The organism is Streptomyces sp. SX-6 (assembly GCF_059089585.1).
In genome coordinates this window covers 116,629-128,760 of sequence record NZ_JBTHHU010000001.1, presented here as the reverse complement: position 1 = coordinate 128,760, position 12,132 = coordinate 116,629, and the positions used below count along the sequence as shown (strand labels likewise).

The window sequence follows — 12,132 nt, the reverse complement described above, 5'->3', positions numbered from 1 at the left end:
CTTTCGTGAACGACCAGGCCCGCCGCCGTCCCGCAAAGCCCCACCGCCGGCCGAAGAAGGACCCGGTGCGGATCCTCGCCTTCGAGGCGCTGCGGGCCGTCGACGAGCGGGACGCCTACGCGAACCTCGTCCTGCCGCCCCTGCTGCGCAAGGCCCGCGAGAAGGGCGGCTTCGACGACCGCGACGCCGCCCTCGCCACCGAGCTGGTCTACGGGACCCTGCGCCGCCAGGGCACGTACGACGCGGTCATCGCGTCCTGCGTCGACCGGCCGCTGCGCGAGGTGGACCCGCCCGTGCTGGACGTGCTGAGCCTCGGCGCGCACCAACTGCTCGGCACCCGGATCCCCAGCCACGCGGCGGTCTCCGCCAGCGTCGAGCTGGCCCGGTGCGTGCTCGGGGACGGGCGGGCGAAGTTCGTCAACGCCGTCCTGCGCAAGATCGCCGCGCACGATCTCGACACCTGGCTGGAACGAGTCGCTCCGCCGTACGAGGACGACCCCGAGGAGCACCTCGCCGTCGTGCACTCGCACCCGCGCTGGATCGTCTCCGCCCTGTGGGACGCCCTCGGCGGCCCCCGCGCCGGGATCGAGGACCTGCTGGAGGCGGACAACGAACGCCCCGAGGTCACCCTCGTCGCCCGCCCCGGCCGGGCCACCGTCGACGAGCTGCTGGACGAGCGCGCGCTGCCCGGCCGCTGGTCGCCGTACGCGGTCCGGCTCGCCGAGGGCGGCGAGCCCGGGGCGCTGGACGCCGTGCGCGAGGGCCGGGCGGGCGTCCAGGACGAGGGCAGCCAGCTGGTCGCCCTCGCACTCGCCGCGGCACCCCTCGAGGGGCCCGACCGCCGCTGGCTCGACGGCTGCGCGGGACCGGGCGGCAAGGCCGCCCTGCTCGGCGCCCTCGCCGCCCGCCGCGGCGCCGCGCTGCTGGCCTCCGAGCGGCAGCCGCACCGCGCCCGCCTGGTCGAGCGCGCCCTGGCCGGCAACCCCGGCCCGTACCAGGTCATCGCCGCCGACGGCACCCGCCCGGCATGGCGGGAGGGCACCTTCGACCGCGCCCTGGTCGACGTGCCCTGCTCCGGGCTGGGCGCGCTGCGCCGCCGCCCCGAGGCCCGCTGGCGGCGCAGCCCGGAGGACCTGGCCTCCTTCGCCCCGCTCCAGCGCGGCCTGCTGCGCGAGGCGCTGCGTGCCGTCCGGGTCGGCGGGGTCGTCGGCTACGCGACCTGCTCGCCGCACCCGGCGGAGACCAGGGCCGTCGTGGAGGACGTCCTCAAGGAGCAGGGCGTCGCGGCCGAGTGGATCGACGCCCGGCCTCTGATGCCCGGGGTCCCCGCGCTCGGGGACGGCCCCGATGTCCAGCTCTGGCCGCATATGCACGGCACCGACGCGATGTACCTGGCGCTGCTGCGCCGCACCGGGTGACGGCAAACCCGATGCGTGCGCGGCGTCCGCGGCATGGCAGGCTGGGGGACATGAGTGCCCAGATCAACCCCAGCATCCTCAGCGCGGACTTCGCCCGCCTGGCCGACGAGGCACAGGCCGTGAAGGGCGCCGACTGGCTCCACGTCGACGTGATGGACAACCACTTCGTGCCCAACCTCACGCTCGGCCTGCCGGTCGTCGAGTCGCTGAGCCGGGCCACGGAGACCCCGCTGGACTGCCATCTGATGATCGCGGACCCGGACCGCTGGGCCCCGCAGTACGTCGAGGCGGGCGCCGGGTCGGTGACCTTCCACGCGGAGGCCGCCGCCGCGCCGGTGCGCCTCGCGCGCGAGATCCGGGCCAAGGGCGCGCGGGCGTCGATGGCGCTCAAGCCCGCGACGCCGATCGAGCCCTACGCCGATCTGCTGCCCGAGCTGGACATGCTGCTCATCATGACCGTCGAGCCCGGCTTCGGCGGCCAGGAGTTCCTCGAGATCACGCTGCCCAAGATCCGCCGCACCCGTGAGCTGATCTCGCGGCACGGCCTGCAGCTGTGGCTCCAGGTCGACGGCGGCGTCTCGGCCGCCACGATCGAGCGCTGCGCCGAGGCGGGCGCCGATGTGTTCGTCGCCGGATCCGCCGTTTACGGTACGGACGACCCGGCGGCCGCCGTACGCTCGCTGCGCGAGCGGGCCGAGGCCGCGACGGCCACCGCGCCCTGGGCCTGCGGGCACTGAGCCGACCCGGCCCTCGCCCGAATTGCTGAGCAAGAAGGTCAAGGGCTGATCAAGGACCGCCGTTTCTGACAGGATGACGGTCGAGTCCGCAACGTGAAGCATGAAGTGAGGAGACCGTGGTGTCGACGGGCCGTTCAGCCGCGCCGATGGGGCCCGCCGAGCTGGTGCAGGCGGCAGCCATGGCTCGCCGCTTCTACCTCGAGGGCAAGTCGAAGATCCAGATCGCCGAGGAATTCGGGGTGAGCCGCTTCAAGGTCGCCCGGGTCCTGGAGACGGCGCTGGAGCGCGACCTGGTGCGTATCGAGATCCGGGTGCCCGCCGAGCTGGACGCGGAGCGCTCCGACGCGCTGCGCGCCCGCTACGGTCTGCGGCACGCGGTCGTCGTCGAGTCCCCGGCCGACGCGGCCGAGGACGCGCCCGATCCCGAGAACCTCGGCGAGGTGGCCGCCGACCTGCTCGGCGAGCTGGTGCACGAAGGAGACGTCCTCGGTCTCGCCTGGGGCCGCTCGACCATCCACATGGCCGCGGCCCTGCACCGGCTGCCGCCCTGCACGGTGGTCCAGCTCACCGGTGTGTACGACGCGGGCACCGCCGAGCGCGGCTCGGTGGAGGCCGTCCGCCGGGCGGCGCAGGTCTCCGGCGGCGAGGCGCACCCGATCTACGCGCCGATGCTGCTGCCCGACCCGGCCACCGCGGCGGCGCTGCGCGGCCAGACGGGCATCGCGCGGGCCTTCGACTACTTCGACAAGGTCACCGTCGCGGCCGTCTCCATCGGCTCCTGGGAGCCGGGCATCTCCACCGTCTACGACATGCTCTCCGAGGACGAGCGCGCCCACTACGCCTCGCTCGGCGCGGTCGCCGAGATGTCGGCGCACCTGTTCGCCGCCGACGGCCGCCGCGTCGGGCGCGACCTGGGCGAGCGCTGCATCACCGTGGAGGCCGACCGGTTGCGGCGCATACCGGAGGTCGTCGCGATCGCGGGCGGCAAGCGCAAGGCGGAGGCGATCGGCGCGGTGCTGCGTTCCGGGCTCGTCACCAGCCTGGTCACGGACACCGCCGCCGCGGAGTACCTGCTGCGGGAGACGGGCCCGGGCCCGCGCCCGGCGCTGGAGCGTTCCGACCCCGACGCGTAGGGCACACGTCCCGCTGACGTCCCGTCAACACCGATGAGCGACCTTTGACTACACCTTTGTAGACAGGTAAGGCTTACCTGATTAAGGTATGGCTTCGCTTATCAGTGCGGCCGACGGTCGCGTCGGCAGCCGTGCCGTCGTGCCCGCGGGGAGGACAATATGTGGGACGACGCGTTTCCGAGTTTTCTGATCGGCCTCAGGGAAGGACTTGAGGCCGGCCTCATCGTCTCCATCCTCGTCGCCACCCTCGTCCGTGCGGAGGCCAAGTCCCGGCTGCCGCAGGTGTGGACGGGCGTCCTGGCCGCCATCGCCCTGGCCATGAGCTTCGGCGCGGTGCTCACCTTCACCGCCGCGACGCTCTCCACCACGGCCCAGGAGGCCTTCGGCGGTGCGCTCAGCGTCGTCGCCGTCGCCTTCGTCACCGCCATGGTCTTCTGGATGCGGCGCTCCGCCCGCAACCTCTCCGGAGAGATCCGGGAGAAGGTCACCAGCGCCCTCGCCATGGGCGCGGGCATGCTGATCCTCACCTCCTTCCTGGCGGTGGGCCGCGAAGGCCTCGAGACGGCGCTGTTCCTGTGGACCACCGCACGCGCGGCCGGGGAGTCGGCCGGGCCGATGACCGGCGCGGGGATCGGCCTCGTCGTCGCGACGGCGCTGTGCTGGGGCCTCTACCGCCGCGTACTGAAGATCAACCTCACCCGGTTCTTCACCGCGACCGGCGCCGTGCTCATCGTCATCGCCGCGGGCGTCCTCGGCTACGGCCTGCGCGACCTCCAGGAAGGCGGCGTCCTGCCGGGCAAGACGGCGTTCGCCTTCGACCTCGGCGGGCACATCGACGCCGGGGCCTGGTACAGCACCCTGGTCCAGGGCGTGTTCAACCTGACGCCCGCCATGACCTGGCTGCAGGTCGTCGCCTACGCCGCCTACCTCGCTGTGGTGATGACGCTGTTCGTACGGGGCGTACGCACCCCCAAGGCGAAGCCCGAGCCGCAGCCCGCCGAGCGGCAGGAGGCCGCGGCCGAGAGCGCTTCGCGCCGCCGCCCGGCGTGGCTGATACCCGCGGCCGTGGTCGCCGTGCCCGCCGTGACGGCCGGTGTCGTGGTCGCCTTCAGCGGTTCCAAGCCCGCCGGCGCCCAGACCGTCGCCGTGTCGGAGAAGGAGTGCGGCAAGGGCTTCACCGCGCCCGAGCCCGGGCGGCAGACCTTCCAGATGCACAACACCGGCGACAAGGCGTCCGAGGTCTACCTCGTCGACCCGTCGACCAACGCCGTTTACGGCGAGATCGAGGGCCTGGCCCCCGGCACCACGCGCGACCTCGTCGCCACCGTCGGCAGCGGCCAGTACGCCTGGCGCTGCGTGCCCACCGGAGGCAAGGCCGTCACCTCGACCCCGGTCCGGGTCAGCGGCGGCGGCAACGTCAGAGCCGTCGCCCCCGTCTCCGAGGACGACCTGGCCAAGCCGCTGGGCGCGTACAAGGACTACGTCGGCAAGGGCCTGGCCACGCTCGTCACGCAGACGCACAAGCTCGGCGACGACATCAAGGACGGCGACCTCGACGCCGCCCGCACCGACTGGCTCACCGCACACCGCACCTACTCCTCCCTCGGCGCCGCCTACGGCACGTTCCAGGACTTCGACAAGAAGATCAACGGGCGTGCCGACGGCCTGCCCGACAAGGAGCGCGACAAGGACTTCAGCGGCTTCCACCGCGTCGAGTACGGGCTGTGGCACGGTGCCTCGGCCGATGACCTGCGCGCCCCCGCGGAGCAGCTCGCCAAGGACGTCGAGGGTCTCCAAAGCGCTTTCCCGAAGCAGGACTTCGACGTCAAGGACCTGCCGCTGCGCACCCACGAGATCCTGGAGAACACCCTCCAGTTCGAGCTCACCGGCGACACGGACCAGGGCAGCGGCACCACGCTGGCCACCGCCGACGCCAACCTCGCCGGCACCCGGGAACTCCTCGACGTGCTCCGCCCGCTGATCGCGGCGCGGGACCCGAAGCTGCTCGGCACCGTCAACGACGACATCGCCCGCGTCCAGGGACTGCTGGACGCCGCCCACCGCGACGGGACGTGGACTCCCGTCGACAAGCTCGACGCCATGGGACGGGCCAGGCTCAACGGGGCGACGGGCAAGCTCCTCGAGGACCTCGCCCCGATCCCCGATCTCCTCGAGATCCGCAAGTCCGCCTGACCGCACCACCGTTGCACCGCTGTACCGCGAAGGGAACCACTCCATGACCGCCGACCAGGACCGTCCGCAGGGCGTCCTCCGCACCGACCGCCGGAGCTTCACCAAGACGGTGCTGGGCGCGGGCGCCGCCGGGGCCGCCCTGGCCGGCGGCGGCTTCGCGCTCGGCCAGGTACGCACCGCCGAGGCCGCGGCCGCCGACGACGAGAAGGGCGGCGAGAAGGTCGCCTTCCATGGCGGGAACCAGGCGGGCATCCTCACCCCGCAGCCCGCCGCGGCCTCCTTCGTCTCGCTCAACGTCATCGCTGACAACCGCAAGGAACTCGCCGATCTCTTCAGGACGATCACCGAGCGGGCCCGCCTCCTGACCTCGGGCGGGGACCCCGTGGACCTGGGCGTCGGGGCCCCGCCGTCGGACAACGGCATCCTCGGGCCGACGGTGCCCGCCGACGAGCTCACCGTCACGCTCGGCGTCGGCTCCTCGCTCTTCGACGACCGCTTCGGCCTCGCCAAGGCCAGACCGCGCCTGCTCACCCCGATGCGGACCTTCCCCAACGACAACCTCCAGGCCGCCGAGTGCCACGGCGACCTGTCGCTGCAGATCTGCGGCGCACAGCCGGACGTCGTCCTGCACGCCCTGCGCGACATCGCCCGCCACACCCGGGGCGCGATGCAGATCAAGTGGCGCATCGACGGCTTCCAGAACAAGCCCCGCCCCGCCGGGGCCCAGCGCAACCTGCTCGGGTTCAAGGACGGCATCGTCAACCCGGACACCGCCTCCGGCCGCGAGATGGACCGCCTGGTCTGGGTCACCGACAAGCTCGGCGAGCCCTCCTGGGCGGTCGGCGGCAGCTACCAGGTGATCCGGATCATCCGCATGCTCGTCGAGTTCTGGGACCGGGTCTCGCTCACCGAGCAGGAGAAGATGTTCGGCCGGCGCAAGGACACCGGGGCACCGCTGGACGGGGCCAAGGAGACCGACTCCCCGAACTACGCCAAGGACCCCAAGGGCGAGGCCATCCCGCTCAACGCGCACATACGGATGGCCAATCCGCGCACCGCCAAGACGGACGACTCCCGCATCCTGCGCCGCGGCTACAACTACGACCGAGGCGTCGACAACGTCGGCAACCTCGACATGGGCCTGGTCTTCTGCAGCTACCAGCAGGACGTCAAGCGCCAGTTCGAGGCCACCCAGGAGCGGCTGATCGACGAGCCGCTGGTGGACTACATCTCGCCGACCGGCGGCGGCTACTTCTTCGCGCTCCCGGGCGTCAGGGACTCCTCCGACTGGCTCGGCAGGGGCCTGCTGGCGGGCTGAGCCGGGCCCGGGGAGGGTTTGGCCGAAGCCACACACCGGCTTGGCCGAAACCACAGAATGCGACACAGGTTCGCCAGGACCCGTCCTCATCGTGGATGATGGGTCCAGGAACCTCAGCCCGATCCGGTGCTGGTTCGAGCTGACTCCCCACCCGCTCCGTTACGCAAAATCGCAGGTGAGAGAGCCAGTATGCGTTTCCTTAACGATCAGAAGCCGCCGTACGACCTGACGTACGACGATGTGTTCATGGTGCCGAGCCGCTCCGCCGTCGGCTCCCGTCAGGGCGTGGACCTCTCCTCGCCGGACGGTACGGGCACCACCATTCCGCTCGTGGTCGCCAACATGACGGCGATCGCCGGGCGCCGCATGGCCGAGACGGTCGCCCGCCGCGGCGGCCTCGTGGTCATCCCCCAGGACATCCCGATCGAGGTCATCACCGACGTCATCTCCTGGGTCAAGGGCCGTCACCACGTGCTCGACACCCCGATCGTGCTCACCCCGGCCCAGACCGTCGCCGACGCGCTGTCGCTGCTGCCCAAGCGCGCCCACGGCGCCGGCGTCGTCGTCGACGAGGACCAGCGCCCCGTCGGCGTCGTCACCGAGCACGACCTGACCGGCGTGGACCGCTTCACCCAGCTGTCCGAGGTCATGTCCAAGGAGCTGCTGCTCCTCGACGCGGACATCGACCCGCGCGAGGCCTTCAACCAGCTCGACGCCGCGCACCGCAAGCTCGCCCCCGCCGTCGACAAGGACGGCAGGCTGGTCGGCATCCTGACCCGCAAGGGCGCCCTGCGCGCGACCCTCTACACCCCGGCCGTCGACAAGGACGGCAAGCTGCGCGTCGCCGCCGCCGTCGGCATCAACGGCGACGTGGCCGGCAAGGCCAAGGCGCTGCTGGCCGCCGGTGCCGACACGATCGTCGTGGACACCGCGCACGGTCACCAGGAGGGCATGATCGCCGCGGTCAAGGCCGTCCGGTCCCTCGACCCGCAGGTCCCGATCGTCGCGGGCAACATCGTTGCCGCCGAGGGCGTGCGCGACCTCATCGAGGCCGGCGCGGACATCATCAAGGTCGGTGTGGGCCCGGGCGCCATGTGCACCACCCGCATGATGACCGGCGTGGGCCGCCCGCAGTTCTCCGCGGTGCTCGAGTGCGCCGCCGAGGCGGCGAAGTACGGCAAGCACGTCTGGGCCGACGGTGGCGTCCGTCACCCGCGCGACGTCGCCATGGCGCTCGCCGCCGGTGCCTCCAACGTCATGATCGGCTCCTGGTTCGCCGGTACGTACGAGTCCCCGGGCGACCTCCAGCAGACCGCCGACGGGCGTCTGTACAAGGAGAGCTTCGGCATGGCCTCGGCCCGTGCCGTGCGCAACCGCACCTCCGAGGAGTCGGCCTACGACCGTGCCCGCAAGGGCCTGTTCGAGGAGGGCATCTCCACCTCCCGCATGTTCCTCGACCCGGCCCGTCCGGGCGTCGAGGACCTGATCGACTCGATCATCGCGGGCGTCCGCTCGTCCTGCACCTACGCGGGCGCGGGCTCGCTGGCGGAGTTCCACGAGCGTGCCGTCGTCGGCATCCAGAGCGCCGCCGGCTACGCCGAGGGCAAGCCGCTGCACGCCAGCTGGCAGTAGTCCTCACCTGCCCACAAGGGGCGCGGTCCGATTCCGGACCGCGCCCCTTTTTGCTGCCGCTTTATCTGCCGCTTTGCTGTCCGTGTACCGATTCATGACACGACCGTGCAACGATCACGCGTTCCGGGCGTCTCGACGCAACGTTCGCACGTGCATACGCAATAATGGTGCATTACGAGCGCAAGCACCCAGCTCATAGGGTCTGCGCTGTACGTGGAGTGGCGGGTACCGCTTGCTCGGCGGTTCCCCCTTCCCCTTCCCCGGGTTAGCTCCGCCCTGCCGTCGGTCACCGCGCTCGACTTCGCACCGATCAAGGAGCCGCCCCGTGTTGGACCAAGGCACAGCGCCCCCCGCCCCCTCTCAGGCATCCGCCGGTTTCGGCGCCCGCCTGATGCGGCGCAAGCCGGTCGAACAGCTGGTCGCCGAGGGCGGCCAGGGCGAGGGCGGCACCCTGCGCCGTTCGCTCGGCATGTGGCAGCTGACGATGATCAGCATCGGGGCCACGCTCGGCACCGGCATCTTCGTCGTGCTCGGCACGGCCGTGCCCAAGGCCGGCCCGGCCGTGATCATCTCGTTCGTCATCGCCGGCCTGACCGCGCTGTTCTCCGCGCTGTCCTACGCCGAGCTGGCGGGCACGATCCCCGTCTCCGGCTCGTCCTACTCCTACTCCTACGCGACCCTGGGCGAGCTCGTCGCCTGGATCTGCGGCTGGTGCCTGATCCTCGAGTACGGCGTCTCGGTCGCCGCCGTCGCCGTCGGCTGGGGCCAGTACCTCAACGAGCTGCTCGACGGCACGATCGGCGTCACCATCCCCGCCTCGATCGCCAACCCGCCCGGCGAGGGCGGCGTCTTCAACCTGCCCGCCCTGCTCGTCGTGCTGCTGTGCATGGCCTTCCTGCTGGGCGGCGCCAAGGAGAGCGCCCGCGCCAACGCGATCATGGTCGGCGTGAAGATCGCGGCCCTGCTGCTCTTCTGCGCCGTCGCCTTCACCGGCATCCGGGCCGGCAACTACAAGCCGTTCATGCCGCTGGGCCTGGGCGGCGTCAGCGCCGCCGGAGCCAGCCTGTTCTTCTCGTACATCGGGTTCGACGCCGCCTCGACGGCGGGCGAGGAGGCCAAGAACCCCAAGAAGGACCTGCCGCGCGCGATCATGCTCTCGCTGCTGATCGTCACCGCGCTGTACGTCCTGGTCGCCGCCGTCGCCGTCGGTGCGATGCCCTGGGGCAAGTTCGAGGGCTCCGAGGCCGCGCTCGCCGGGATCATGAAGGACGTCACCGGCCAGAACTTCTGGGCCGTGCTGCTGGCCGCCGGTGCCGTCATCGCCATCGCGAGCGTCGTCCTGACCGTGCTCTACGGCCAGACCCGCATCCTGTTCGCGATGTCCCGCGACGGCCTGGTGCCGAAGACGTTCGCCAAGGTGCGCCCGAACGGTGTCCCGGTCGCCAACACGGTGATCGTCTCCCTCTTCTGCGGCATCCTCGCCGCCGCCGTGCCGCTCGGCCAGCTCGCCGATGCCACCAGCATCGGCACGCTCTTCGCGTTCGCCCTTGTGAACGTTGCGGTGATCGTCCTGCGCTTCAAGCGCCCCGACATGCCCCGCAACTTCCAGGTGCCGCTGTCCACGGTCCGGGTGCCGCTGGGCAGGGGGATCAGGATCCCCCTCTTCCCCATCTTCCCGGCCGTCGGCTTCGGGTTCTGCGCCTACAACATGTTCAACCTCGACCTCGCCACCTGGGAGTACTTCCTCGGCTGGATGGCCGTCGGGCTCGTGGTCTACTTCGCCTACGGCATGCGCCGCTCGCGGCTGGCCCGCGAGGAGCAGCCGGTCGCGGAGGGATGACCGCCGGGTACGTGATCTACTTCTCGTAGGAACAGCAGACACCCGCAGAGAAGTGATCCACCCGCAGTGCGACTCAACGAGCTCGACGAACGCATCGTCCACGCCCTGGCCGAAGACGCCCGGCGCTCCTACGCCGACATCGGTGCCGAGGTCGGCCTGTCCGCCCCGGCGGTCAAGCGCCGGGTGGACCGGCTCCGCGCCGAAGGCGCCATCACCGGCTTCACCGTACGGGTGGACCCGGGGGCACTGGGGTGGGAGACCGAGGGCTACATCGAGCTCTACTGCCGCCGCAACACCTCGCCCGAGGCGATCCACCGCGGACTGTCGCGCTACCCGGAGGTGGCGTCGGCCTCCACCGTCACCGGTGAGGCCGACGCCATGGTCCAGATCTTCGCCTCCGACATGCGGCACTTCGAGCGCGTGCTGGAACGGATCGCGGGCGAGCCGTTCGTCGAGCGCACGAAGTCGGTGCTGGTGCTGTCGCCGCTGCTGAGGCGGTTCAGCTCAGGGGCGCCGTCCTGACGTTTCAGGCGACGCCCCGCAGGAACGCCGCCAGTGCGGCGGTGAGTTCCGCGGGAGCGTCCTCCTGCACCAAGTGCCCCGCCCCGGCGAGCGGTTCGAACGACGCTCCCGGTATCAGCGAGGCGAGTTCGCGCCCGCGCTCCACCGGGATCCAGACGTCCTCCGTGCCCCAGCACACCCGCACCGGCAGGGCGAGTTCGCCGTAGCGCCCCTGGATCTCGTCCGTGTACCGCTGGTCCGCCTGGGCGATCTGCCGGTAGAACGCGGGCTGCCCGTGCTCGCCGAGCCACGGCTCGACGAGCCGGTCCAGCACGGCGGGGCGCAGCCCCGGGTGGCTGGCGGAACCGATGTACTCGCGGACGAGCGCCGCGTGCAGCGCGGGCGGCAACTGCTCGAAGACCGGGGCGTGTTCGCCCACGAGCCGGAAGAAGGGCGACCCCCACGGCGCCAGCGCCACGGGGTCGACCAGGGCGAGCGCCCGGTACCGGGCGCCGTGCAGCAGATGCGCGCGCAGCGCCACCGCACCGCCGAAGTCGTGGGCGACGACCAGGGGTTCGGCGAGCCGCCAGTGCGCGAGGAGCTCGGTGAACACGCGCCCCTGGGCGGCCAGGGAGACGTCCTGGCCGTCGTGCTTCTCCGACGTGCCGTAGCCCGGCATGTCCCAGACGTACACCTGGTGGTCCCGCGCGAGCGACCGCGCGACCGCCCGCCAGACGTACGACGAGAAGGGCGTGCCGTGCAGCAGCACGACCGGCGGCCGGCTGGCGTCCCCGAGGCGGTCCCAGCGGACCTCGCCCGAGGTGCTCGCGAACGTTCTGGTCAGCTGCCAGTCGGGCACGGTGCGACTCCTCTCGCCTAGGCCCCCGTGGTCGATCCGGGCCTGATGATCATCAGCACCGTAACAACCGCCCAGGTCAGCGAGAACAGCCCGGTGATCATCGCCAGTCGCGGCAGCCGGGCCGCGACCGCCGCGAGCCCGGCGGGCTCGTCGTCGCGCTTCTCCAGCGCGTCCATGACGGCGTCCTGCGTGAACACGGCGAACGCCAGCAGCACCGCCGCGAGGGCGGTCAGCACCATCGACGCGATCAGCCAGGCGTCGCCCATGACGCCCATCTGCTGGGCGGTCACCATGCCGAACACGGGAACGGCCAGGGAGGCGGCGGCGTAGACGCGGGTCACGCGATGGAGCAGCTGGAGCGGCGCTGCGTCCTTGCCGTCCGCCTGGGGGGCCAGGGCCTGCCGCGCGTACCGGGGGAAGAGGCTCGCGGCAACCGTGGCGGGGCCTATCAGGATGATCGCCGCCAGGACGTGGATGCTGAGCATGAGCTTGGTCATGGGC

At 71.7% G+C, this 12,132-nt stretch carries 10 protein-coding genes; 8 read left to right on the top strand and 2 right to left on the bottom strand.

The annotated features are described in order from the left end of the window. Positions 1-5: 5 nt before the first annotated feature. The 8 genes from ACV530_RS00595 (at position 6) to ACV530_RS00560 (ending at position 10,793) form a co-directional block, all read left to right on the top strand. Complete coding sequence (locus ACV530_RS00595) at positions 6-1,418, top strand: RsmB/NOP family class I SAM-dependent RNA methyltransferase (RefSeq protein ID WP_494330166.1); 1,413 nt, start codon at positions 6-8, stop codon at positions 1,416-1,418. Between the two features lie 50 nt (positions 1,419-1,468). Then, positions 1,469-2,155 (top strand): ribulose-phosphate 3-epimerase, encoded by a 687-nt coding sequence (gene rpe / locus ACV530_RS00590; RefSeq protein WP_494330165.1) that lies wholly within the window; start codon positions 1,469-1,471, stop codon positions 2,153-2,155. Between the two features lie 146 nt (positions 2,156-2,301). Beyond that, positions 2,302-3,288 (top strand): sugar-binding transcriptional regulator, encoded by a 987-nt coding sequence (locus ACV530_RS00585; protein ID WP_494330525.1) that lies wholly within the window; start codon positions 2,302-2,304, stop codon positions 3,286-3,288. 159 nt (positions 3,289-3,447) lie between these two features. Then, a complete protein-coding gene (gene efeU / locus ACV530_RS00580; RefSeq protein ID WP_494330164.1) occupies positions 3,448-5,481 on the top strand; it encodes an iron uptake transporter permease EfeU in 2,034 nt (677 codons plus the stop codon). A 43-nt stretch (positions 5,482-5,524) separates the two neighbouring features. Further along, positions 5,525-6,799, top strand: coding sequence for an iron uptake transporter deferrochelatase/peroxidase subunit (gene efeB / locus ACV530_RS00575; protein ID WP_494330163.1), 1,275 nt, complete (start codon positions 5,525-5,527; stop codon positions 6,797-6,799). A 189-nt stretch (positions 6,800-6,988) separates the two neighbouring features. Further along, entirely contained in the window at positions 6,989-8,431 is a 1,443-nt protein-coding gene (locus ACV530_RS00570) for a GuaB1 family IMP dehydrogenase-related protein (protein WP_494330162.1), read from the top strand. A gap of 325 nt (positions 8,432-8,756) precedes the next feature. Further along, positions 8,757-10,271, top strand: coding sequence for an amino acid permease (locus ACV530_RS00565; RefSeq protein WP_494330161.1), 1,515 nt, complete (start codon positions 8,757-8,759; stop codon positions 10,269-10,271). 66 nt (positions 10,272-10,337) lie between these two features. Beyond that, positions 10,338-10,793: an Lrp/AsnC family transcriptional regulator gene (locus ACV530_RS00560; protein WP_494330160.1), complete on the top strand. Its 456-nt coding sequence runs from the start codon at positions 10,338-10,340 to the stop codon at positions 10,791-10,793. Positions 10,794-10,797: 4 nt separating this feature from the next. Here ACV530_RS00560 and ACV530_RS00555 read toward each other — a convergent pair whose 3' ends face one another. Together ACV530_RS00555 and ACV530_RS00550 are read right to left on the bottom strand one after the other, a co-directional pair. Continuing rightward, complete coding sequence (locus ACV530_RS00555) at positions 10,798-11,631, bottom strand: alpha/beta fold hydrolase (protein WP_494330159.1); 834 nt, start codon at positions 11,629-11,631, stop codon at positions 10,798-10,800. Between the two features lie 17 nt (positions 11,632-11,648). Then, positions 11,649-12,128: a DUF2269 family protein gene (locus ACV530_RS00550; protein ID WP_494330158.1), complete on the bottom strand. Its 480-nt coding sequence runs from the start codon at positions 12,126-12,128 to the stop codon at positions 11,649-11,651. Positions 12,129-12,132: the final 4 nt, after the last annotated feature.